The sequence below is a fragment of the Streptomyces sp. NPDC052052 genome, from assembly GCF_040680455.1.
Classification (GTDB): Bacteria; Actinomycetota; Actinomycetes; order Streptomycetales; family Streptomycetaceae; genus Streptomyces.
This window is the reverse complement of sequence record NZ_JBFAWU010000010.1, coordinates 74,243-96,132: the sequence shown is the minus strand read 5'-3', so window position 1 is coordinate 96,132 and position 21,890 is coordinate 74,243. Positions and strand designations below refer to the sequence as shown.

Annotated in this window: 22 protein-coding genes, 1 tRNA gene and 1 riboswitch; of the genes, 19 read left to right on the top strand and 4 right to left on the bottom strand. The window is 69.3% G+C overall.

Annotation, left to right across the window (positions count from 1 at the left end):
* Positions 1–26 precede the first annotated feature (26 nt).
* The 14 genes from AB0L71_RS14270 (at position 27) to AB0L71_RS14205 (ending at position 12,680) form a co-directional block, all read left to right on the top strand.
* Positions 27–863 (top strand): glycoside hydrolase domain-containing protein, encoded by an 837-nt coding sequence (locus tag AB0L71_RS14270; RefSeq protein ID WP_365242225.1) that lies wholly within the window; start codon positions 27–29, stop codon positions 861–863.
* Positions 864–866: 3 nt separating this feature from the next.
* Positions 867–1,217, top strand: a complete 351-nt coding sequence (locus AB0L71_RS14265) for a type II toxin-antitoxin system RelE/ParE family toxin (RefSeq protein WP_365242489.1) — start codon at positions 867–869, stop codon at positions 1,215–1,217.
* Positions 1,214–1,582, top strand: a complete 369-nt coding sequence (locus AB0L71_RS14260) for a helix-turn-helix transcriptional regulator (protein ID WP_365242223.1) — start codon at positions 1,214–1,216, stop codon at positions 1,580–1,582. The genes AB0L71_RS14265 and AB0L71_RS14260 overlap by 4 nt, the downstream gene beginning before the upstream one ends.
* Positions 1,583–1,777: 195 nt before the next feature.
* Positions 1,778–2,422, top strand: a complete 645-nt coding sequence (locus tag AB0L71_RS14255; RefSeq protein ID WP_365242221.1) for a SurA N-terminal domain-containing protein — start codon at positions 1,778–1,780, stop codon at positions 2,420–2,422.
* 204 nt (positions 2,423–2,626) lie between these two features.
* Complete coding sequence (locus AB0L71_RS14250) at positions 2,627–3,025, top strand: hypothetical protein (RefSeq protein WP_365242219.1); 399 nt, start codon at positions 2,627–2,629, stop codon at positions 3,023–3,025.
* Between the two features lie 462 nt (positions 3,026–3,487).
* Positions 3,488–4,039 carry a hypothetical protein gene (locus AB0L71_RS14245; RefSeq protein WP_365242217.1) on the top strand — a complete coding sequence of 184 codons (552 nt, stop codon included), beginning with the start codon at positions 3,488–3,490 and terminating at the stop codon, positions 4,037–4,039.
* A gap of 221 nt (positions 4,040–4,260) precedes the next feature.
* On the top strand, positions 4,261–5,223 hold the full coding sequence (locus AB0L71_RS14240; protein ID WP_365242215.1) for a nucleoside triphosphate pyrophosphohydrolase: 963 nt from the start codon (positions 4,261–4,263) through the stop codon (positions 5,221–5,223).
* 9 nt (positions 5,224–5,232) lie between these two features.
* Positions 5,233–6,606 carry a cytochrome P450 gene (locus AB0L71_RS14235; RefSeq protein ID WP_365242213.1) on the top strand — a complete coding sequence of 458 codons (1,374 nt, stop codon included), beginning with the start codon at positions 5,233–5,235 and terminating at the stop codon, positions 6,604–6,606.
* A 101-nt stretch (positions 6,607–6,707) separates the two neighbouring features.
* Positions 6,708–7,667 carry a transglycosylase family protein gene (locus AB0L71_RS14230; protein ID WP_365242211.1) on the top strand — a complete coding sequence of 320 codons (960 nt, stop codon included), beginning with the start codon at positions 6,708–6,710 and terminating at the stop codon, positions 7,665–7,667.
* A gap of 300 nt (positions 7,668–7,967) precedes the next feature.
* Positions 7,968–8,140: riboswitch (cyclic di-AMP (ydaO/yuaA leader) on the top strand.
* 3 nt (positions 8,141–8,143) lie between these two features.
* Positions 8,144–8,908: a transglycosylase family protein gene (locus AB0L71_RS14225; RefSeq protein ID WP_365242209.1), complete on the top strand. Its 765-nt coding sequence runs from the start codon at positions 8,144–8,146 to the stop codon at positions 8,906–8,908.
* Between the two features lie 295 nt (positions 8,909–9,203).
* A complete protein-coding gene (gene eno, locus AB0L71_RS14220) occupies positions 9,204–10,490 on the top strand; it encodes a phosphopyruvate hydratase (protein ID WP_365242207.1) in 1,287 nt (428 codons plus the stop codon).
* A 101-nt stretch (positions 10,491–10,591) separates the two neighbouring features.
* Entirely contained in the window at positions 10,592–11,065 is a 474-nt protein-coding gene (locus tag AB0L71_RS14215; RefSeq protein WP_365242205.1) for a septum formation initiator family protein, read from the top strand.
* 60 nt (positions 11,066–11,125) lie between these two features.
* Positions 11,126–11,668, top strand: a complete 543-nt coding sequence (locus tag AB0L71_RS14210; RefSeq protein WP_365242203.1) for a DUF501 domain-containing protein — start codon at positions 11,126–11,128, stop codon at positions 11,666–11,668.
* A gap of 70 nt (positions 11,669–11,738) precedes the next feature.
* Positions 11,739–12,680, top strand: a complete 942-nt coding sequence (locus AB0L71_RS14205; RefSeq protein ID WP_365242201.1) for a Ppx/GppA phosphatase family protein — start codon at positions 11,739–11,741, stop codon at positions 12,678–12,680.
* 4 nt (positions 12,681–12,684) lie between these two features.
* Here the strand turns inward: AB0L71_RS14205 and AB0L71_RS14200 are convergent, their stop codons facing one another.
* Positions 12,685–12,954 (bottom strand): type II toxin-antitoxin system RelE/ParE family toxin, encoded by a 270-nt coding sequence (locus AB0L71_RS14200; protein ID WP_365242199.1) that lies wholly within the window; start codon positions 12,952–12,954, stop codon positions 12,685–12,687.
* Positions 12,951–13,223: a type II toxin-antitoxin system Phd/YefM family antitoxin gene (locus AB0L71_RS14195; RefSeq protein WP_365242197.1), complete on the bottom strand. Its 273-nt coding sequence runs from the start codon at positions 13,221–13,223 to the stop codon at positions 12,951–12,953. The genes AB0L71_RS14200 and AB0L71_RS14195 overlap by 4 nt, the downstream gene beginning before the upstream one ends.
* 607 nt (positions 13,224–13,830) lie before the next feature.
* Between AB0L71_RS14195 and AB0L71_RS14190 the strand changes: the two genes are divergently transcribed.
* The 5 genes from AB0L71_RS14190 (at position 13,831) to AB0L71_RS14170 (ending at position 19,437) form a co-directional block, all read left to right on the top strand.
* Positions 13,831–15,216, top strand: coding sequence for an NAD(P)/FAD-dependent oxidoreductase (locus tag AB0L71_RS14190; protein ID WP_365242195.1), 1,386 nt, complete (start codon positions 13,831–13,833; stop codon positions 15,214–15,216).
* A 337-nt stretch (positions 15,217–15,553) separates the two neighbouring features.
* On the top strand, positions 15,554–16,858 hold the full coding sequence (locus AB0L71_RS14185; protein ID WP_365242193.1) for a cyclopropane-fatty-acyl-phospholipid synthase family protein: 1,305 nt from the start codon (positions 15,554–15,556) through the stop codon (positions 16,856–16,858).
* A 499-nt stretch (positions 16,859–17,357) separates the two neighbouring features.
* Positions 17,358–17,443: transfer RNA gene (locus AB0L71_RS14180), tRNA-Leu, on the top strand.
* A gap of 532 nt (positions 17,444–17,975) precedes the next feature.
* Positions 17,976–18,863: a Bax inhibitor-1/YccA family protein gene (locus AB0L71_RS14175; RefSeq protein WP_365242191.1), complete on the top strand. Its 888-nt coding sequence runs from the start codon at positions 17,976–17,978 to the stop codon at positions 18,861–18,863.
* A gap of 256 nt (positions 18,864–19,119) precedes the next feature.
* Positions 19,120–19,437 (top strand): hypothetical protein, encoded by a 318-nt coding sequence (locus AB0L71_RS14170; protein WP_365242189.1) that lies wholly within the window; start codon positions 19,120–19,122, stop codon positions 19,435–19,437.
* A gap of 86 nt (positions 19,438–19,523) precedes the next feature.
* Here the strand turns inward: AB0L71_RS14170 and AB0L71_RS14165 are convergent, their stop codons facing one another.
* Together AB0L71_RS14165 and AB0L71_RS14160 are read right to left on the bottom strand one after the other, a co-directional pair.
* Positions 19,524–20,345: a hypothetical protein gene (locus AB0L71_RS14165; RefSeq protein WP_365242488.1), complete on the bottom strand. Its 822-nt coding sequence runs from the start codon at positions 20,343–20,345 to the stop codon at positions 19,524–19,526.
* A 307-nt stretch (positions 20,346–20,652) separates the two neighbouring features.
* On the bottom strand, positions 20,653–21,873 hold the full coding sequence (locus AB0L71_RS14160; RefSeq protein WP_365242187.1) for an acetyl-CoA C-acetyltransferase: 1,221 nt from the start codon (positions 21,871–21,873) through the stop codon (positions 20,653–20,655).
* Positions 21,874–21,890 lie beyond the last annotated feature (17 nt).

Below are 21,890 nucleotides of genomic sequence, written 5' to 3'. Positions count from 1 at the left end.
ACCTCTTCCAGCACTTCGAGGTCTCCGTGCCCTCTCACCGCATATCCAAGAAGCGCCGTCGTATCTCCCTGGCCGTGGCCGGCGTCGCCGTGCTCGCCGGTGGTGCGTTCGCCGCCGAGGCCGCCACCGCCACCACGGTCTCCAGGCCCGCGCCGAAGATCTACACCGGGCATGTCTTCGACACCTGCACCGCACCGTCGCTGACCACCATGAAGGGCTGGTACAGCTCCTCCGTCTACCACGGTGCCGCCGTGTACGTCGGCGGGAAGAACCGCGGCTGCGCCCAGCCCAACCTCACCGCCTCCTGGGTGAAGTCCGTCAGCGCCGTCGGCTGGAAGCTCGTCCCGCTGTACGTCGGTGCGCAGCCGCCGTGCCAGACCAGCGCCAACCCCGAGAAGATGACCGCCGCCAACGCCGCCTCCCTGGCCGTCACCGACGCCAAGGACGCGGTGGCGAAGGAGGCCGCGCTCGGCATGAAGCCCGGCAGCCCCGTCTACCTCGACATGGAGTACTTCGACCCGTCGAACACCTCGTGCGTGAACACGGTGCTCACCTACATCCGGTCATTCGACAAGACGGTCAAGGCCAAGGGGTACTGGTCCGGCTTCTACGGCTTCAGCAACTCCAGCGCCGCCGTCGTGGCCAACGCCACGAACCGCACGGACCTGCCGGAGATCCTCTGGTACGCCCGCTACGACGACGTGTACTCCACCACCAAGGGCTTCCCGTACGCGTCGACGCTGTACACCGGGCACCGCCGCGGCCACCAGTACGCCGTCAACAAGAAGGTGACGCACACCGGCGGCACGCTCACGATCGACCGGAACGCCTGGGACGCCCCGGTCGCGATCGTGGGCGACTGACCGATCGAACCGGAAGTCCGGCGCTGGCTGGAACTCCTGCCGGATGCCCAGTACGACAAGGCCGAACGAGCGGCCGACATGCTCGCCGCTCAGCCGACCAGTCTGGGGGAGCCGTACTCGCGCCACCTTGGAGGCAAGTTACGCGAACTGCGTTTCACCATGGATGGCAATGCCGTGCGCATCACGTACTGGCTGGCTCCCGACCGGCGCATCGTGCTGCTGACGGTCTTCCGTAAGACCAGGCAGCGCGAGACGACCGAGGTCGAGCGTGCGCAGCAGGCACAGAAGTCGTGCGAGGCGGACCATGGTCCTGCTCAGCACGACTACGACCGGATCAAGGAGGAGAATCCGTGAACCACTCCCAGTGGAAGACCCACCGGACCAGGCGGCTCCTGGGAGAGTCGGTCGAGGAGTCCCCGGCCTATCAGGAAGCCGGGTATGCGTTCGCGCTCGGCCAGGCCGTCCACGACCGCCGAATCGAACTCGGCCTGTCGCAAGCCGAACTGGCCCGGCGCGCAGGCATGACGCAGCCGCAGATCTCCCACATCGAGGGCGGCGATTCCGTGCCGACCCTGCACCTGCTCATTCGCCTTGCCAAGGCGCTGGACGCGTCGCTGACCATCGACCTCGACGGCGATACCTCGGCTTTCGTGTTTACCCCGCACGACAGCCGCGGACCTGACGAAGCGCCCCCGGGCAACCGTTCCACAGCGGCTTGACGCGTGACGGGGTGCGGGGTGGCGGCGAAGCGTGAACCGCACAGACCTGCCCGGCGGGCCCCCGGCGGAGGGCCCACATCCCCAACTCCTTCCGAATCGTTGGTCGAATCAGTGGCCTCAACCACGTCCACTGCCTAACATCGATCACCGCAAGGTCTTGTGCACTGATGCACAAACTCTCCCCGGGAGGCTCCTTTGCACCGCCGCCGTCGCACCGCGCTCACCGTCTCCGCCGCCCTGCTTGTCGGAGCACCGCTCCTCACCGCGTGCGGCAGCCAGGCCCATCCGGGTGCCGCGGCCGTCGTCGGCGGGGACCGGATCGAGGTGTCCACGCTCCAGGGTCAGGTGGCGGCCGTACGCGAGGCGCAGCGTGCGTCGAAGGACTCCGGACAGCTCATCGACAAGTCGGGCCAGCTCGGCCGGGCCAAGCTGCACGGGATGATCTTCGACCGGGTCCTGGACCGGGCCGCGCGGGACGCGGGCGTGACCGTCAGCCGCAACGAGATCCAGCAGATGCGGAAGTCGGCGGCCGCCCAGTCCGGGGGAGAGGAGCAGCTGCAGACGGCGATGCTCCAGCAGAGCTGGGTCGCCCCGAACCAGATCGACGCCGTCCTGCGCGAGCAGGTCCAGCTGACGAAGCTGGCCCAGACCCTGGGCGCCGACCTCCAGCAGCCCGAGGGGCAGAAGGCCGTCGGTGACGCGCTCAGCAAGGCGTCGAAGGCGTTGAAGATCGACGTCAATCCGCGCTTCGGTACCTGGGACGACAAGCAGACCCAGCTCGCCAACTACAAGGCCCCCTGGATCACTGAGGCGACCCAGCCCGCCGAGGCGGGGGCCTAGTCCGGCGTCCGGGGCCGTGACCGGCAGCCCGGATGGCGACTCGAAGCTCACCGCCAAGACGCAGATGCTGTACCGCGGAATCTGGTGCCGTGACCGGGAAGGTTCACCGGGTTGGTGCTGTGCCGGGTGACGCTCGGTGGGTTCCAGCGGCGGAGACCCGCACCACAGGATCTTGAGCTCAGGACGGATGCCCGGAGGGCCAGGATGGTAGAGGCACAGATGCGCCTCGGCGACGACGTTGCATGGCTGGAGCTGACTCGGACCGGGGAAGGAACCTGGCGGGTCGGCGCGGACTGGTGCTCTTGGCTGACAGCCGACTTCACGGCTTACCTCACCGATGCTGAGGTCGTGGACTTCGCAGAGCGGATGGTCTCGTGCTTGGACGCGGCGTCGGGGGCGCGCTTTTCAACGGAAGTGACCCCCGGCCGCAACAATCCGCTGGTGTTGAAGGCGGAGCCCGTCGGGGACGGTTTTGCCTTCTTCGTTCGCCTGACCCCTAACGGCGACGACGGCGTGTGTCACCTGCAGATGGAACTCGATCCGGTCCCGATCCTTGATCTGCGTGAGGTGTTCGACGCGCTGCACGCGGCGCTGGTGGCCTGACGCTCTGGTCACGGAGAGGCTCAGCCACCACAGCCCCGGCGTCAACGAACGTCTCGGGACATCCAACCGCCACGACGACCGACCCGGCGAACCCATGCGGTCAGAGGACTGGCGTCGGATCCTGGGTCCGGGTTCAGTGTCCCGCCGACGGATACCGGTCACGTGCGGTACGAGTACGTACAGAAAGGCCATCGCGTGTACTACGAGACGCTTGTTGCCTTGCACGGGGTACTTGACCGGTACCCGTGGGCGTCGCACCTCACCTGCGATGCCCACGGCAGTGAAATGTACGACCTCGCCATGCGCAGGGCGGAGGCCTACGGCTGGTACTCCACCGGCGGATGGACCTACCCGTACCAGGGATGGGGCGAGGCCCGGATCGTCCAGGACCCTGGGCGCTGGGCCGATGCTCTGGCCGGCGGGGACTGGACGCAGGATGGGAACGTCCGGGAGCTGGCGTGGATGTCGGTGGAGATCCCGGTCGATGTCCGTGAGCCGCGTCTCCCGCTCCTTCACGTGGCGCGGATCCTGTCGGACGCGGTGAATCGGGTCGGGCGCGTCCGGTTCACCGGGCTGCATGCCGTCCTGCCGCTGCAGGAGCTTGTCGGTGATGCCTCCGACGACTTTCAGGCGATGTGCAGATGGTTCGCCCTCACCGACCCGTCCACGTCGGTTCCCGTGAACGTCACCGTCGCTGCCGGGCCCACGATGCGGGGGAAGGAGGCGGCGGTGTGCGGCGCCATCGGGGAGCGGCTTGGTGACGTCGCAGAGGCCGAAGTCGCTGCTGGGCCGCTCGACTTGTCCGGCATGGCGGACGTGAACGGCGAGCACGGCTACCACAAGGGCCGCGAGCGTGGCGTGCTGCGGTTCGTGTGTCGTGTGCCGGAGTGGTCGGTGGACGCCGCCGTGTGGCTGGTCGAAGTGGTGGGTGATGCTTTGCGCGCGGCCGAGTGCGCGGAACAGGTGGTGGTGACCGCCTCGCCGGCGTCCCCTTCTTGTGCAGCGGCCGGCTGACCGGGGGAATGGCATGAGGTCCGGTGCCACACGGGTCAGCTCGGCCATCCGCACGGACGGTAGAGCGGGGCGCAGACCGGCTGCGGACCGTAACTCCTGTGGCACCCCGGGGTGAGCGCGGGCGTCGCCGCCTGGCTGAGCACGACTTCGCATGCCCCGGCAGGTGCCTGCGCCCTCGGTCGCAGGGACAGCCGTCCGTCCGGCCGGGGTAGATTCGAACAGTGAACGCTGAAGACCCCGGCCGTATCGTCCTGCTCACCGCCAGCCACCGCGTCGCACCCGGACTTCTGTCCTGGCCCGCCTGGCAGACGCTGCGCGAGGCCGACCGGGTGTTCTGCGCCGAGCCGGACCACCCGCAGCTGCCGTATCTGCGCGAGGCCGGCGTCGCCGTCGAGCATGCCGCGCCCAGCGCGCAGGAACTCGTCGACGTGTGCGCCGGCGGCCGGAGCGTGGTCGTCCTCACCGGCGGTGAAGGAAGCGGACCGCTGACCGACGGGCTGGCCCGGCTCGCCGGCTCGGGCCGGGTGCGGATGCCGGACCTGGAGCTGCTGCCCGGTTCGTACGACCTGCCGGGCGCCCGGCTCCTCGACCTGGTCCAGATCATGGACCGGATCCGGACCGAATGCCCCTGGACCTCGCAGAAGACCCACAAGGGCCTCGCCAAGTACGCCATCGAGGAGGCGTACGAACTCGTCGAGGCGATCGAGGACGGCGACCGCGAGGAGCTGCGCGAAGAGCTCGGGGACGTCCTCCTCCAGGTCGTCTTCCACGCCAGGATCGCCGAGGAGAACGAGGAGGAGCCGTTCTCCGTCGACGACGTGGCCGCGACCCTCGTCGAGAAGCTGATCCACCGCCATCCGCATGTCTTCGGGGACGAGACCGCCGAGACTCCGGAGGACGTGCACGCGCACTGGCTGCGGACCAAGGCCATCGAGAAGCAGCGCGACTCGGTCACCGACGGAGTGCCGCTCGGCCAGCCCGGTCTCGCGCTCGCCGCGAAACTGGCCGGCCGGGCCCGTACCGCGGGGCTCGATGTGACGCTGCCCACAGGCGACGGCATCGGGTACGAGCTGCTCGCCCTCGCCGTCCGCGCCGAACAGGACGGGGTCGACCCCGAGGCCGCCCTGCGGGCCGCGGGCCGTGCCTACCGGGACGCCATCCGGGCGGCAGAGGGCAACGGATAACGTCGAAGGGTGAACCACAGCCCCACCGACCGTCCCACCGGACAGCCTGGCGACCGCTCCACCGACCGCCCCGCCGGACAGCCCACCGACCGCCCCGCCGGACAGCCCGGCGCCTGCCCCGCCGGCGCGCCCGAACTCTTCACCTGGGAGTTCGCCACCGATCCGTACCCGGCCTACGCCTGGCTGCGCGAGCACAGCCCCGTGCACCGGACCGCGCTGCCCAGCGGCGTCGAGGCCTGGCTCGTGACCCGGTACGCGGACGCCCGGCAGGCGCTCGCCGACACCCGGCTCTCCAAGAACCCGGCGCACCACGCCGAGCCCGCGCACGCCAAGGGCAGGACGGGCATCCCGGGCGAGCGCAAGGCGGAGCTGATGACGCACCTGCTGAACATCGACCCGCCCGACCACACCCGGCTGCGCCGCCTCGTCTCCAAGGCGTTCACCCCGCGCCGGGTCGCCGAGTTCGCCCCGCGCGTGCAGGAACTGACGGACCGACTCATCGACCGCTTCATCGCGGAGGGGAAGGCCGACCTCATCCACGAGTTCGCCTTCCCGCTCCCCATCTACGCGATCTGCGATCTGCTCGGCGTCCCGCGGGAGGACCAGGACGACTTCCGGGACTGGGCGGGCATGATGATCCGCCACGGCGGCGGGCCGCGCGGGGGAGTGGCCAGGTCCGTGAAGAAGATGCGGGGCTATCTGGCCGAGCTGATCCACCGCAAGCGCGAGAACCCGGGGGACGACCTGATCTCGGAGCTGATCCGGGTCGCCGACCACGGCGAGCACCTCACCGAGAACGAGGCCGCGGCCATGGCCTTCATCCTGCTCTTCGCCGGGTTCGAGACGACGGTCAACCTCATCGGCAACGGGGTGTACGCCCTGCTGCGCAACCCCGTACAGCGCGAGCGGCTGCAGCGTTCCCTCGGCGTGGGGGAGGACGGGCTGCTGGAGACCGGGATAGAGGAGCTGCTGCGGTACGACGGTCCGGTGGAGCTGGCGACCTGGCGGTTCGCCACCGAGCCGCTGACACTCGGCGGGCAGGACATCGCGGTCGGCGACCCGGTGCTCGTCGTGCTCGCCGCAGCCGACCGTGACCCGGAACGCTTCGAGGACCCCGACGTGCTCGACCTCGCACGGCGTGACAACCAGCACCTCGGATACGGGCACGGCATCCACTACTGCCTGGGCGCGCCGTTGGCCCGCCTGGAGGGACGGACCGCGCTCGCCACGCTGCTGAGGCGCCTTCCCGACCTGCGCCTTGCGGGGGAACCCGCCGATCTGCGGTGGCGCGGCGGACTCATCATGCGCGGACTGCGCACGCTGCCCGTGGAGTTCACACCGGGCTCCCCCGAGGCGCAAGGTGACACCCTGTCAACTTTGTGACTTTCACGTGATCTGCGCTGCATCGACTTGTGACACGCGTTCGAGTCCCGCTAGTTTCACCGTTCGACGCACCTGTCACTCGTCACACGGAAGGCAACCTCATGGGCTCCGCGAACGGCAGACACCGTCGCCCTCGTCAGGCACCCGCCATCGTCGTCGCGGCGGGCGTGACCGGATCGGCCATCGCCATCCCGCTCCTCGGCGCGGCCGGTGCGCACGCGGCCGACGCCACGACCTGGGACCGGGTGGCCGACTGCGAGAGCGGTGGCACATGGAGCGCCGACTTCGGCAACGGCTCCTACGGCGGTCTCCAGCTCTCGCCGGAGGTCTGGAAGGCGAACGGCGGTGAGTCGTACGCCCCGAGCGCCGACCTCGCCAGCCGCGCCCAGCAGATCGCCGTGGCCGAGAAAGTCCTGGAGGACCGTGGCCCGAAGGCGTGGCCCAGTTGCGCGGTCATCTCCGGCCTCACCACGGACGGGACGCTGCCGGGCGTCGACCCGGGCTCCGTGCCGTCCGTCGGCCTCTCGGACGACGTGTCGAGTGGCAAGGGTCACGTGAAGGATGCGCAGGGCGGCGACACGCAGGGCGGCGAAGCGCAGAGCGATGACGCGCAGAGCGACGAGACCACGCCGTCCGCGAAGCCTTCGGCCGCCGTGTCGACGGCCCCGTCCGCCAAGGCATCCGAATCTTCCGCTTCGTCAGATTCACCAGATTCGTCGGCTTCGTCAGATGCGTCACAGTCCTCTGATTCCGCCGCTTCCCCCAGCCGGGCCGGTGGCAAGCACCGGGGTGCGGCCGCCTCCGAGGGGAGAGGGCATGTGAACGGCGGTGAGCGGGAGTCGGGCCGCCATGCGTCACGCTCGGACGCCGGAGCGCGTCAGGCAGGCGCCGACGGCTCCTATGCCGTCCATGCCGGTGACAATCTCTGGACGATTGCTGATGCACAGAATGTTCCTGGTGGATGGTCTGCGCTCTACGAGGCCAACAAGGGTGTCGTCGGCTCCGATCCGGACCTCATCCTCCCTGGCCAGAGCCTTGATCTCGAGGTGAAGGCCCCGTGAGGCCTGGCTGAAAAACGACTAAAACAGCCCCCAAAGCTGGGGTACTTCAGGGACCTATGTCCGCTTATGCGTAAGTGAGACATGGGTCTCTTTGCGTCAACTGGCGTGTCGTAGCTGGACGAACCTTCCGTATCGCCTCCCACCTGCGAAAACGATGGTTCTTCAGGTGCAAGTAAGGGCTGATTGTCCGGTATGTCTGTTTTTGGATATAAGGGTTCCGTGTGTTTACGGTCGGAACTGCTCGCACCGCGGGCCCCGTCGACCGTCACGCCGAATCCTGCCGTCGGTCGGAGGGAACAGACGCGTAAAGCGCCGTAGGCAGGAGCGGGGGACCCAGGTAGGCGTCGGTCCCGATCGTCGAAAGACGCATCAGGGTCCGGCTTGGGGTGAAGTCGCGTGCTAGGACGTGCGACCGGGCAACTCACTTGGCCCGAACCCGACAGCTCACCTCGTAGGCGTCGGTGAGGAGATCTTCCATGCTGTTTTCTGGTAAGGGTCAGCGCCGTCGTCCGTCCAAGGCCGTCCGCATCGCCACGCTCGCCGGTGTCACCGGCACCGCCGCCGTCATGCCGCTGATCGGTGCGACCGGCGCCTCCGCCGCCTCCGTCGCCACCTGGGACGCCGTCGCCCAGTGCGAGTCCGGTGGCAACTGGTCCATCAACACCGGCAACGGCTACTACGGCGGCCTGCAGTTCTCGCAGTCCAGCTGGGCCGCCGCCGGCGGTACGCAGTACGCCCCCCGTGCCGACCTGGCCACCAAGGCCCAGCAGATCGCCACGGCCGAGCGGCTCCTCGACATGCAGGGCCCCGGTGCCTGGGGCTGCGCCTGGGCCGGCAACCTGAAGAACGACGGGGTGAACCCGGGCGTCGACACCGGCTCCTCGAAGTCCTCCACCACCACCCAGAAGCAGAACACCCAGAAGCAGAGCACCCAGGCCGCGCCGAAGCAGCAGACCCAGCCGAAGAAGGCCGAGCGCACCGAGGCTCCTGCCGCCAACCGCTCGTACCGCTCGACCGCGCCGGCGCAGACCGAGTCGAAGAAGACCGTCACCACCCCGACCGGCGAGAAGGTCAAGAAGGGGAACGGCGAGTACAAGGTCGTCTCCGGTGACACCCTCAGCAAGATCGCTGCCGCCCACAACGTCCAGGGCGGCTGGCAGAAGCTGTTCGAGCTGAACAAGGGCATCGTCAAGGACGCCAACCTGATCTACCCGGGTCAGCAGCTTCACCTGACGAAGTAATCCGGCAGTTCGGATTCCCCTTTTCCAGGGCACCCCGGCCCGGCGCGCAGTCCCCCAGGCGCGCCGGGCCGGGGTCTTCGCATCCGTTCGCCGCGGGCCCGCCTTGTGGGTGATCGTTCAACTGTTGTAGTTACTGGCCAGTAAAATTCTGGCCGTTTGTCCGGCAATGAGATTTCCTGGGTTCTTTTTCGTCCCAGGGGACGGGCGGTCGTCCGGCTGATCGGGTCGCGCCGGTTAGGCTCTTGTCGCAAGGCCAAAGTGACCCTGCACAACCAGCGTCATATCCCAGAAGGAGATGCTCGTGCCGTCCATCGACGTCGTCGTAGCCCGGGAAATCCTCGACTCCCGGGGTAACCCCACGGTCGAGGTCGAGGTTGGCCTCGACGACGGCAGCACGGGCCGTGCTGCCGTGCCGTCCGGCGCCTCCACCGGTGCGTTCGAGGCCATCGAGCTTCGCGACGGGGACCCCAACCGTTACCAGGGCAAGGGCGTGGAGAAGGCCGTCCTCGCCGTGATCGAGCAGATCGGCCCGGAGCTCGTCGGTTACGACGCCACCGAGCAGCGGCTGATCGACCAGGCGATGTTCGACCTGGACGCCACCGAGAACAAGGGCTCGCTCGGCGCCAACGCCATCCTCGGCGTCTCGCTGGCGGTCGCCCACGCGGCCTCCGAGGCCTCCGACCTGCCGCTGTTCCGCTACCTCGGCGGCCCGAACGCGCACCTGCTGCCCGTTCCGATGATGAACATCCTCAACGGTGGGTCGCACGCCGACTCCAACGTGGACATCCAGGAGTTCATGATCGCCCCGATCGGCGCGGAGTCCTTCTCCGAGGCCCTGCGCTGGGGTGCCGAGGTCTACCACACGCTGAAGAAGGTCCTGAAGACCAAGGGTCTTTCGACCGGTCTCGGCGACGAGGGCGGCTTCGCGCCGAACCTGGAGTCCAACCGCGCCGCCCTCGACCTCATCCTGGAGGCCGTCAAGGAGGCCGGCTACGTCCCGGGCAAGGACATCGCGCTCGCGCTCGACGTCGCCGCGTCCGAGTTCTACAAGGACGGCGTGTACGAGTTCGAGGGCAAGTCCCGCTCGGCCGCCGAGATGACCGAGTACTACGAGGAGCTCGTCGCCGCGTACCCGCTGGTCTCCATCGAGGACCCGCTGTTCGAGGACGACTGGGCCGGCTGGAAGGTCATCACCGACAAGCTCGGCGCCAAGGTCCAGCTCGTCGGCGACGACCTGTTCGTCACCAACCCGGAGCGTCTGGCCCGCGGCATCGAGGAGGGGTCCGCCAACGCCCTGCTCGTCAAGGTCAACCAGATCGGTTCGCTGACCGAGACCCTGGACGCCGTCGAGCTGGCCCAGCGCAACGGCTACAAGTGCATGATGTCGCACCGCTCCGGCGAGACCGAGGACGTCACCATCGCCGACCTGGCCGTCGCCACCAACTGCGGCCAGATCAAGACCGGCGCCCCGGCCCGGTCCGAGCGCGTCGCCAAGTACAACCAGCTGCTGCGCATCGAGGAGATCCTCGACGACGCCGCGGTGTACGCGGGCCGCTCCGCGTTCCCGCGCTTCAAGGGCTGAGCACCGGCCCTTCGAAGTTGAAAGGCCCCGGCCTCCGTCCGTCCCCGCACTCGGTCCCGTACCGTGTTCGGGGACGGACGTGTGTAAGGGGAGGCGGGAACATGGCCGCGAAGGACCGGGACCGGTTCTCCACCTCGACCCGGCTGCGGCTGCTCGGGGAGCAGACCGCCGCCCGCGTCTACCGGTCACAGAACCGCCGTCAGGCCCGCCGCTCCCGGCTCACCGGCCGGGCGGCCTTCCTCGCCCTCGTCGTCTGCTCCCTGGTGGTGGCGCTCGCGTACCCGATGCGGCAGTACATGTCACAACGGGACGAGATCGCCGAACAGGAGCGCATGGCACAGGAGGCCCGCACCCGCACCGAGGAGCTGCGCGACGAGAAGGCGCGCCTCCAGGACGATGCGTACGTCCGGCAGCTGGCCCGCACACATCTGCACTACCTTCTCCCCGGGGAGACCGGTTACACGGTGATCGACCCCGACGCGGTCAAGGAGCGCAACGGCGAGACGGACGATTCCGGCCGGTCGTGGCACTCCAACCTCTGGGACGGCGTGGACAGCGCCGACCGCCGCGACTGACTTCTCCCACCCCCTCTGCAGAACCGCAGTTCGAGCAGCCCGATCAGAACCTAGGCAGGCATGGAAACCCCCCCTCCGCAGACCGAGTCCACCCCGCCCACCGAGGCGGACATCGCCGCGTTCCAGCTCCAGCTGGGCCGCCCGCCGCGTGGGCTGCGCGCGATCGCGCACCGCTGCCCGTGCGGCAACCCGGACGTGGTCGAGACGCAGCCCCGGCTGGAGGACGGCACGCCGTTCCCGACGACGTATTACCTGACGTGCCCGCGTGCCGCTTCGGCGATCGGCACACTGGAGGCGAACGGGGTCATGAAGGAGATGACCGAACGCCTCGGCACGGACCCGGAGCTGGCCGCCGCGTACCGGGCCGCACACGAGGACTACATCGCCCGGCGCGACGCGATCGAGGTGCTGGAGGGCTTCCCGAGCGCCGGCGGCATGCCGGACCGGGTGAAGTGCCTGCACGTGCTGGTCGGCCACTCGCTGGCCGCCGGGCCCGGCGTGAACCCGCTGGGCGACGAGGCGATCGCGATGCTGCCGGAGTGGTGGCTCAAGGGGCCGTGCGTGACGCCCTGTCCGCCCGCGGACGCGGACGACGAGGCCTGACCGTCCCCGGGGCCTGCCCGGCCCCCCTGCTCCCCGTACACCGGAGGGGCTTGATTCCACAGGAGCATGCATGACTCGCGTGGCCGCCATCGACTGCGGTACCAACTCCATCCGTCTGCTCGTCGCCGACGCGGACCCGACCACCGGCGAGCTCGTCGAGCTCGACCGCCGGATGGAGATCGTCCGTCTCGGCCAGGGGGTGGACCGCACCGGCCGGCTCGCGCCCGAGGCCCTGGAGCGGACGTTCGCCGCCTGCCGCCGGTACGCGGAGGCGATCGAGGAGCACGGGGCGCGGAAGATACGCTTCGTCGCCACCTCCGCCTCGCGGGACGCGGAGAACCGGGACGAGTTCGTCCGCGGCGTGGTGGACATCCTGGGCGTCGAGCCCGAGGTGATCAGCGGCGACCAGGAGGCGGAGTTCTCCTTCGCCGGTGCCACCAAGGAGCTCGCTGGCCGCGACCACCTCGCGAAGCCGTATCTCGTCGTGGACATCGGCGGCGGCTCCACCGAGTTCGTCGTCGGCGACGACCAGGTGCGGGCCGCGCGCTCCGTGGACATCGGCTGCGTGCGGATGACCGAGCGTCACCTCGTGCACGACGGTGTCGTGAGCGACCCGCCGACGCCCGGCCGGATCGCCGCGATCCGCGCCGACATCGACGCCGCCCTCGACCTCGCCGAGGAGACCGTCCCGCTCACCGGCGCCGCCACCCTCGTCGGCCTCGCCGGGACGGTCACCACGGTCGCCGCGATCGCCCTGGGGCTCGACGCGTACGACTCCGCGGCGATCCACCACTCCCGGATCTCCCTGGAACAGGTCGAGGGGATCACCGAACGGCTCCTCGCCTCCACGCACGCCGAACGTGCCGCGATCGGGGCGATGCATCCGGGACGGGTCGACGTGATCACCTCCGGGGCGCTGATCCTGCTCGCCGTGATGCGGCGGACCGGGGCCGCGGAGGTCGTCGTCAGCGAGCACGACATCCTCGACGGGATCGCCTGGTCGCTGGCCTGACCGCCTACAGGCTGCGGTACACGTCCCGCCGGTCGCCCACCTTGACGACGAGAACGACGAGTTCACCCTCGTTGACCTGGTAGGCGACTCGGTAGCTTCCGACCCGGAGCCGGTAGAGCCCGGACGGGCCGGTGAGCTTCTTGACGTCGGCGTCCTCGCGGTACGGGTCGTCACCGAGCGCGGTCAGCGCGGTCAGGATGCGCATGGCGTCGGGCCGGCTGATGGCCCGGAGCTGCCGCTGCGCCGCCGTGGTGAACCGGAAGGCGTACTTCACGCCGCCTCGCCGTCCCGCTCGGTGAACAGGTCCGCCAGCAGTTCCGCCATCGTCACGGTGGGACCACCCTCGGCCAGGACCGCTTCGGCTTCGCGCGCCAGCATGACGTCGGCCGCTTCCTCCAGCGCTTCGAAGTCCGCGATCGGGACCACGGCTGCCACCGGAGCACCGTTGCGCGTAATGACGGTCGGAACGCCTTCCTCGGCCCGGTTGATGTGGTCGGCGAGGTGCGCGCGGGCTTCCCGTACGGTCACGCTGTTCTCAGTCATGAGATCAGTGTACGCGCTAACGTGTACACGTGTCCGGTTCGGGAGTTGCGTTCGTGAGCGATGCTCGACGCAATCGCGCGGGCGTTGGTGCCTGAGTCCGGTTGAGCGGTGGAACCGGGGCTTCACGCGGTTGACCGACGGCGGTGCGGCCCGGCGTCGCAGAGGGCGGCGGAGGCTCAGCCGCCCACCCGTCCGAGAGGTGCTCATACGCTCGGTGGCCTGCACTTCTGAGCCTTCGTGGGCCGCCCGGGGGGTTCCGTGCGCGCCATGGCGCGACGAAGTTCGTGAACTTCTTCACAAGGATTTCGGCCCTGAGGGGGGTGGTTCTGGTCCGAACGGGTGTCCAGGGCCGTCCGAGGGGGTGTCAGGTGCCAATACGGGACCGTTCCGGGCGCGTTGCCGGTGGATGAACCGGGGCGGTGGTCCACCCGTCCCGGAGGCTCAAGGAGCAGCTCACAGGCGGTGAATAACGTGTGCGACCCGGTCGGTGGTTCCTTTCGGCACCATGACCTGGGTCACGTGGGCCGCGCAGTGTAGCAGAGGGCCCGTCATACCTTGTGAAGGGGCGCACGAGCGTGCCCCCTGAGTGGGGTGGATACTCGATGCCATGAGCACCACGGAGCGTCCCAGGATCCTCGTAGTAGGCGGTGGGTACGTAGGCCTGTACGCAGCTCGACGCATTCTGAAGAAGATGCGCTACGGGGAGGCGACCGTCACGGTCGTGGACCCGCGCTCGTACATGACGTACCAACCGTTCCTTCCCGAAGCTGCTGCCGGCAGCATCTCGCCTCGGCATGTCGTCGTCCCGCTGCGACGCGTCCTGCCGAAGGCCGAGGTTCTCACCGGCCGCGTCACGACCATCGATCAGGACCGCAAGGTCGCCACGGTCGCGCCGCTCGTCGGCGAGTCCTACGAGCTGCCCTTCGACTACCTGGTCATCGCGATGGGCGCCGTCTCCCGCACCTTCCCGATCCCCGGCCTGGCCGAACAGGGCATCGGCATGAAGGGCATCGAGGAGGCCATCGGCCTGCGCAACCACGTCCTCGAGCAGCTGGACAAGGCCGACTCGACGACCGATGAGGACGTCCGCCGCCGGGCGTTGACGTTCGTCTTCGTGGGCGGCGGGTTCGCCGGTGCGGAGACCATCGGCGAGGTCGAGGACATGGCCCGCGACGCGGCGAAGTACTACACGAACGTGAAGCGCGAGGACATGCGCTTCATCCTCGTCGACGCCGCCGACAAGATCCTTCCCGAGGTCGGCCCGAAGCTGGGCACCTGGGGCCGGGAGCACCTGGAGTCCCGTGGCGTCGAGGTCTTCCTCTCGACCTCCATGGACTCCTGCGTCGACGGTCACGTCGTCCTGAAGAACGGCCTCGAGGTCGACTCCGACACCATCGTGTGGACGGCCGGCGTGAAGCCGAACCCGGCGCTGGCCCGCTTCGGCCTGCCGCTCGGTCCGCGCGGTCACGTGGACACCTCCGAGAAGCTCCAGGTGCAGGGCACCGACTACATCTGGGCCGCCGGCGACAACGCCCAGGTCCCGGACATGATCGGCCGCAGGGCCGGCAACCCGAACGCCTGGTGCCCGCCGAACGCCCAGCACGCACTGCGTCAGGCCAAGGTCCTCGGCGACAACGTCATCTCCGGGATGCGCGGCTTCCCGCAGAAGGAATACAGCCACGCCAACAAGGGTGCCGTCGCCGGTCTGGGGCTGCACAAGGGCGTTGCGATGATCGTCATGGGCAAGATGAAGATCAAGCTCAAGGGCCGTCTCGCCTGGTACATGCACCGTGGCTACCACGGTCTGGCGATGCCGACCTGGAACCGCAAGATCCGGATCTTCGCCGACTGGACCCTTGCGATGTTCCTCAAGCGCGAGGTCGTCTCGCTCGGCGCCATGGAGACGCCGCGCGAGGAGTTCTACGAGGCCGCCAAGCCTGCGCCGGCACCGGCCGCCGCCAAGGCCGAGGGCGAGAAGGCCAAGGCCTCCTAGCCCGCCCGCGGGTCCCACTCACCCGCGCGGCACCTGCACAACCCCGAAGGGGCTGTCCGCCATCCGTGGTGCGGACGGCCCCTTCGGCGTGTCCGGGTCTCGCCCGGCCGGGGCGCATGGCCCGGCCGTGACGCCAAGTGCCCCGGGTGAGGCGTCCGTTGGTGCATGTGGCGTACAAGTATTTTGCCGTTCCGTTGCGCGGTAACGGGATGCCGCACTCGGCGCAGACTGTTGACACGGATGCAACTCGTCGTGACACCACGGGTGCCCGGCGTGGTTGCAGGCATGTTCGAGCACGTTTGGGCACATTGGGAACACCATCACGGAGGTGTGCGCCATGGCTGACGCCGCATTGCGGCTGACCGCTCTTGCCGAGGAACTGCTGGAAGAGAAGCTGCCGGTCCGTATCCGGGCCTGGGACGGCAGCGAATCCGGACCGCCCGGTGCCCCCGTTCTGATCGTCCGCAACCGTCGCGCACTGCGCCGACTGCTCTGGAAGCCGGGCGAACTGGGCCTGGCCCGTGCCTGGGTGGCGGGCGATCTCGACATCGAGGGCGACCTGTACGAGGCCCTGGACCTGCTGGCCTCGCTCATCTGGGACCGTGGCGCGAAGGCCGGGGCCGGCATCCATCCGGTCCGCGACCCGAAGGTGCGGGCCTTCGCCAAAGGACTGTTGCAGCTCGCGGGCCCCTGGCTCCCGCCGTCCCCACCGCCCGAGGAGGTGCCCCGCCGCACCGGTGCCCTCCACACCAGGCGCCGCGACAAGGAAGCCATCAGCCACCACTACGACGTGGGCAACGACTTCTACGCACTGGTCCTCGGCCCGTCCATGGTCTACTCCTGCGCCTACTGGAAGGACGGTCAGAGCCTGGAGGACGCCCAGCGCGACAAGCTCGACCTGGTCTGCCGCAAGCTCGCCCTGAAGCCGGGAGACCGTCTCCTCGACGTCGGCTGCGGCTGGGGCTCCATGGCCATCCACGCGGCCCGCGAGTACGGCGCCCGGGTCACCGGAGTGACCCTCTCCGTCGAACAGGCCGTCCATGCCAGGAAACGCGTCGCGGAAGAGGGCCTGACCGACCGGGTCGAGATCCGGGTCCAGGACTACCGGGACGTCGGTGACGGCCCGTACGACGCCATTTCCTCCATCGGCATGGCCGAGCATGTCGGCTCGGTCCGCTTCCGTGAGTACGCCGACGACCTCTACGCGCTTCTCGAACCCGGCGGCCGGCTGCTCAACCACCAGATCGCCCGCCGTCCCGAGAAGGACGAGTCCGCCTATCGCGTGGACGCGTTCATCGACGCCTACGTCTTCCCGGACGGCGAACTGGCGCCCGTGGGGCGGACCATCACCATCCTCGAAGACGCGGGCTTCGAGACCCGTGATGTCGAGTCGATCCGCGAACACTACGCGCTGACCCTGCGCGAATGGGTCGCCAACCTGGAGAAGGGCTGGGACCGCGCGGTCCGGATGGCCTCGCCGGGACGGGCCAGGGTCTGGCGCCTCTACATGGCCGCGTCCGCCCTCTCCTTCGAGCGCAACAAGATCGGTGTCAACCAGATCCTCGCGGTGCGCCCGGCGAAGGGCGGGGCCTCCCGCATGCCGCTGCGAGCCCGCGACTGGACGGCGTCGGCGACCGGCTGACAGCGTTCGGCACGAACCGGGCGGCGGGGGACACCGGCGCCCGGCCGGGCCGAGGCCGGTACCTGCTGCTGTGCGCCGCGGGTACCGGCCTCGGCCGACTGGGCGGTGGCGGTCGAGGTGGACGAGATGATCATCACGCTGCCGCCTGCGGAGAGGGCCGTGCCGCAGGTCACCAGGGGCGGTGTGCGCGGACTCGGAGTCCCGGGGTGCGTCCGCGGTGTGCGGTACGTCAACAACGCTGTTGCCCGCAAGGGTGGTGCATGTCTGGCGGACCCGAGCGCGTGCCTGGCGGGTGCACCGCTCCGCTGCGGCGACTTTACGTCAATTCGGGTGACAGGCCGTCATGTCCGCTACCACGCCCAGGCGTGTGACGATGTCCTCACTCACTGCTGACGAACCCTCAAACAGTCAATAAAATAAGACAACATCGCGCCACTGCCCGGATGATCGGGGGAAGCCCCCGGATAGGGTCATGTGCCAACGCAGAGCCGCGTTCCTGGCCCGGATGGTGGAAAGCAGACACGGCGAGCTTAAACCTCGCTGCCCCTCGGGGGCGTACCGGTTCGAGTCCGGTTCCGGGCACCACCTCGCGTGCACGGTCCGGTCGGCGTGGATGACCGGAACACGCGTGACATGACAGCACGTCAGACCGAGACTGCGAGGCGGCCGTTGAGGATGCCGGACGGAACGCGCCGCCGACCGCACCAAGGGACAGGGCTGCATCGCCGTACCGGCGGAGGGCGTGTATGAACGTCCCGCTCGGGGCGGAGGGCGGGAGGTGCACGCGCTGCGGCGGGTGAGGGTGTCCCCGGGCTCCCCCGGCGACCGCGGCCTCTCCGCCGGGCCCGCGCCCGGGACGTACGCCCGCGTGGGTGACGACCGGCTGAGTGACGGCCGGCTGAGTGACGGCCGGCCGAGTGACGGCTGAGTGGCGACCGGCCGGCGACCGGCCGACCCGATACGGCTTCTCGGCGGCCGGTGAGCGGACCCGTCCCGGCCGAATGCCGGTTTCGGCGCGGAGGTGTACGAAAAGATCCTCCCCAAGCACTAGCCTGATTCTTTTGCCTACCCATTACTCTTGTGGGAAGGCCGCGCAGGGTGGCCATGGAGGAGTGAGATGAGGAGCAGCAACCCGGTCTTCTCGCGACGGGGCTTCAGCCGCGACAACGGATACGCGGGCTTCAACGCGGCGCCGCAGGCCGGGGCCCCCGTCGCGGGCGCCAACCCGTACGCACAGGGCACCGCCGCCAACCCGTACGCGACCAACCCCTACGCCCAGCAGGATGCCCCGTACGGCGCTCCGCAGGCGCCCGCGCGCACCGGCGCGATGACGATCGACGACGTCGTCACGCGTACCGCGATCACGCTCGGCACCGTGGTGCTGGGTGCGGCCCTCGCCTGGGCCCTGCTCCCGGTCGACGAGGCCAACCTCGGCAAGTCCTACGGCATCGCGATCGGCGCCGCCCTGGTGGCGTTCGTCCTGTCGCTCGTCCAGTCCTTCAAGCGCAAGCCCGTTCCTGCGCTGATCGTCGCGTACGCGGCCTTCGAGGGTGTCTTCCTCGGAGTGATCTCCAGCACCGTCAGCACATACATCGGGCCGGGCGTCGTGATGCAGGCGGTGATGGGCACCATGTGTGTCTTCGCCGGTGTGCTTCTCGCGTACAAGATGCGCTGGATCCGCGTCACCCGCCGCTTCTACGGCTTCGTGATGGCCGCCGCCATGGGCTTCATGCTCCTGATGGTGGTCAACCTGCTGTTCGCCGTCTTCGGCGGCGGCGACGGCCTCGGCTTCCGCAGCGGCGGCCTCGGCATCCTCTTCGGCATCATCGGGATCATTCTCGGCGCGTGCTTCCTGGCCCTGGACTTCAAGCAGGTCGAGGACGGCATCGCGTTCGGCGCGCCGCGCGAGGAGTCCTGGCTGGCGGCCTTCGGCCTCACCATGACCCTCGTGTGGATCTACCTGGAGATGCTGCGTCTGCTCTCCATCCTCAGCGGCGACGACTGACACACGCACCAAACGAAAACGGACTCGGCCCGCAGGCACAGCGCCTGCGGGCCGAGCCCGTTTCGGCGCACCCAGGGGCTCCTGGCCAGGGTGCGCTTCGCGCGGCACGGAGAGAGGCGTACTCGGGGGCCTGCTCAGGGGCGGGCGGATATGTGGGCGGGTGCCCGATGCCCGATGAGGGCGGGCCCGCTCCGTGCGGAGCCGGGCCGGAGGTCTCGATCCCTCGGTGACCGTACCGGGGGCGTAAGGTCACGCTGTGCTCGATACGACCCCTCTGATCACCGCCGTGGACCGATTCGCCGACCGGCTGCGCGCCGCCCCGCAGAGCCGTCTGCAGCGGGGAGCGGCTGCGGAAGGGCTGGCCGCGGCCCGAGAACTGGCGCTGCGGGCCCAGCGCATCGAGGCGCCGGAGCGGGAGCCGCGGGTGATGCCGGACGCCGGCCTCTTCGCCATCGGCGACCAGCTCGCGGTGGCCGGTCGCGACCTGGCGGTGGCATTGGAAACGGCCTCGTCGGCGGAGCTGGACGAGGCCGTGCGATTCGTGGAGGAAGCCGCAGCGCGGGCATTCGCGTAGCTGCGGTTGGGCGGTCGGACCGGGACCGGGGGCGGGTGCTGTGGAACTGCGGCCGGTGGGAGCCGTCTCGCCCGAACGCCCCCGGGTCAGAACGAGGCGATGACGCGGTCGGCGAGGATGTAGACGTTCTCCTCGCCGCAGGAGAAGGTCAGGGCGTACGCGCCGGAGATGCCCGAACCGCCGAGCAGGACCGGGTGCTCACCCGCGAGCAGCGACTCGGCGAGGCGCTCGGCCGTCTCGCGGTGGCCGGGGGTCATACAGAGCGTGGTGCCGTCGGCGAAGACGTAGACGTCGAGGGTGCCGAGCGGGCCGGGGCGTACATCGGCGAGTTCCGTGCGGCTTTCGGCGAGCTCTTCGAGGCGGTTCACGGTGCGCTCGTGGTCGGTGACGACCGAGGTCTGCACCGGGACGAAGTCGGGGTGCGACGGGTGGCGGCGACGGGCCGCAGCCAGCTCGGGGGAGTCCTCGGCGAACTCCGCCGCCTCGGGCAGCTCGGTCATGTCCGCCAGCTCGGTCAGCTCTTCGAGCGCCTCGGGGGCGTCCAGGTCCGTCGCCTCCAGGCCCGCGAAGTCGGCCTGGCGCGGGACGAAGAACGGCCCGTCCTCGCTGATCCCGGTCAGGCCGCCGAGCAGGGACGGGGCATCGGCGGCATCCCGCGCTTCCTGGGCGGCCCAGAAGGCACGGGCTTCGGCGAGCTCGCGCTCCCGCTCCTCGGCAAGTGCCTCGGCCACGGCGGCGCGTATTTCGGTGGCAGGGGTACGGTCGTGCCGGCTCTGCGCGGGTACGGAAACACCCTGGACGTGGGCTGCGGCCAGCTCCGTCCGAAGGGCCGTGATCTGCTTGCGCAGCCCATGAGCAGCGTGCAGAGCCGCGGCACCGACGGCCGTGGCAGCAGCGGTGGTCAGCATCAGGGCAAAAGGCAAGGCGCTCACTGACATACTCCCGATTCCGATAGATTCCCCGACTTCCTACCTCAGCTTCTCCTCTCCCCGTGCCCGGTGTCAGTGCATTACGTCACGAATTGGACAGGTCTTTGGGCCCGGGTTTTAGCCCCAATATGCGTGTGACCTGCGGAAATGGCTCTCCCCCAGGAGATACATCACATCCTGGGGGAGATTCGGTCACGATTGGGGGCTCAGAACCGGCCAGCTTCCGCTTCGGCTCAGCTCGGCCCGGCCTCAGATCAGCTTCGGCTCAGCTCCGCTTCAGCCCAGCTCAGCTCAGCCGCTCGATGACCATCGCCATTCCCTGGCCGCCGCCCACGCACATGGTCTCCAGGCCGAACTGCTTGTCGTGGAACTGGAGGCTGTTGATCAGCGTGGTGGTGATCCGGGCGCCGGTCATGCCGAAGGGGTGGCCCACGGCGATGGCACCGCCGTTGACGTTGACCTTCTCCAGCGGCAGGCCGAGGTCGCGGTAGGAGGGGATCACCTGGGCGGCGAACGCCTCGTTGATCTCGGCCAGGTCGATGTCGTCGATGGTCAGCCCGGCCCGCTTCAGCGCCTGCTTGCTGGCCTCCACCGGTCCGTATCCCATGATCTCGGGGGAGAGGCCGGAGACGCCCGTCGAGACGATCCGGGCCAGCGGGGTCAGGCCCAGCTCGCGCGCCTTGGTGTCCGACATGATCACGAGCGCGGCGGCGCCGTCGTTGAGCGGGCAGCAGTTGCCCGCGGTGACCAGGCCGTCGGGGCGGAAGACCGGCTTCAGGCCCTGCACGCCCTCCAGGGTGACGCCCGCGCGCGGACCGTCGTCCTTCGAGACGACCGTGCCGTCCGGTGTGGTGACCGGGGTGATCTCGCGCTCCCAGAACCCGTTCTTGATGGCTTCCTCGGCGAGGTTCTGCGAGCGGACCCCGAACTCGTCCATGTCCTCACGGGTGACGCCCTTGAACCGGGCCAGGTTCTCCGCGGTCTGCCCCATCGCGATGTAGGCGTCCGGGACCAGGCCGTCCTCGCGCGGGTCGTGCCAGCCCTCGCCGCCCTGCTCCGCACGGGCCGCCGTGCGGGCCTCGGCGTCGGCGAACAGCGGGTTGCGCGTGTCCGGCAGGCTGTCGGAGTTGCCCTTCGTGAAACGGGACACCATCTCGACACCGGCCGAGATGAAGACGTCGCCCTCGCCCGCCTTGATGGCGTGCAGCGCCATCCGGCTGGTCTGGAGGGAGGACGAGCAGTAGCGGGTGATCGTGCAGCCGGGAAGGTGGTCCATGCCCATCTGTACGGCGACGATGCGGCCCAGGTTGTTGCCCTGCTCGCCACCCGGGAGGCCGCAGCCGAGCATCAGGTCGTCGATGTCCTTCGGATCCAGCTCGGGCACCTTCGCCAGTGCGGCCTGGACGATCGTGGCGGTCAGGTCGTCCGCACGCAGGTCCTTCAGCGAACCCTTGAAGGCCCGGCCGATGGGGGAACGGGCAGCAGAGACGATCACGGCTTCGGGCATCACGCGGCTCCATGAGG

Coding starts and splice junctions, on each gene's coding strand:
- AB0L71_RS14250 (WP_365242219.1), top strand. CDS start 2,627: ATGGTAGAGGCACAGATGCGCCTCGGCGACGACGTTGCATGGCTGGAG.
- AB0L71_RS14245 (WP_365242217.1), top strand. CDS start 3,488: ATGTCGGTGGAGATCCCGGTCGATGTCCGTGAGCCGCGTCTCCCGCTC.
- AB0L71_RS14230 (WP_365242211.1), top strand. CDS start 6,708: ATGGGCTCCGCGAACGGCAGACACCGTCGCCCTCGTCAGGCACCCGCC.
- AB0L71_RS14225 (WP_365242209.1), top strand. CDS start 8,144: ATGCTGTTTTCTGGTAAGGGTCAGCGCCGTCGTCCGTCCAAGGCCGTC.
- eno (WP_365242207.1), top strand. CDS start 9,204: ATGCTCGTGCCGTCCATCGACGTCGTCGTAGCCCGGGAAATCCTCGAC.
- AB0L71_RS14215 (WP_365242205.1), top strand. CDS start 10,592: ATGGCCGCGAAGGACCGGGACCGGTTCTCCACCTCGACCCGGCTGCGG.
- AB0L71_RS14210 (WP_365242203.1), top strand. CDS start 11,126: ATGGAAACCCCCCCTCCGCAGACCGAGTCCACCCCGCCCACCGAGGCG.
- AB0L71_RS14205 (WP_365242201.1), top strand. CDS start 11,739: ATGACTCGCGTGGCCGCCATCGACTGCGGTACCAACTCCATCCGTCTG.
- AB0L71_RS14195 (WP_365242197.1), bottom strand. CDS start 13,223: ATGACTGAGAACAGCGTGACCGTACGGGAAGCCCGCGCGCACCTCGCC.
- AB0L71_RS14190 (WP_365242195.1), top strand. CDS start 13,831: ATGAGCACCACGGAGCGTCCCAGGATCCTCGTAGTAGGCGGTGGGTAC.
- AB0L71_RS14185 (WP_365242193.1), top strand. CDS start 15,554: ATGGCTGACGCCGCATTGCGGCTGACCGCTCTTGCCGAGGAACTGCTG.
- AB0L71_RS14175 (WP_365242191.1), top strand. CDS start 17,976: ATGAGGAGCAGCAACCCGGTCTTCTCGCGACGGGGCTTCAGCCGCGAC.
- AB0L71_RS14165 (WP_365242488.1), bottom strand. CDS start 20,345: ATGCTGACCACCGCTGCTGCCACGGCCGTCGGTGCCGCGGCTCTGCAC.
- AB0L71_RS14160 (WP_365242187.1), bottom strand. CDS start 21,873: ATGCCCGAAGCCGTGATCGTCTCTGCTGCCCGTTCCCCCATCGGCCGG.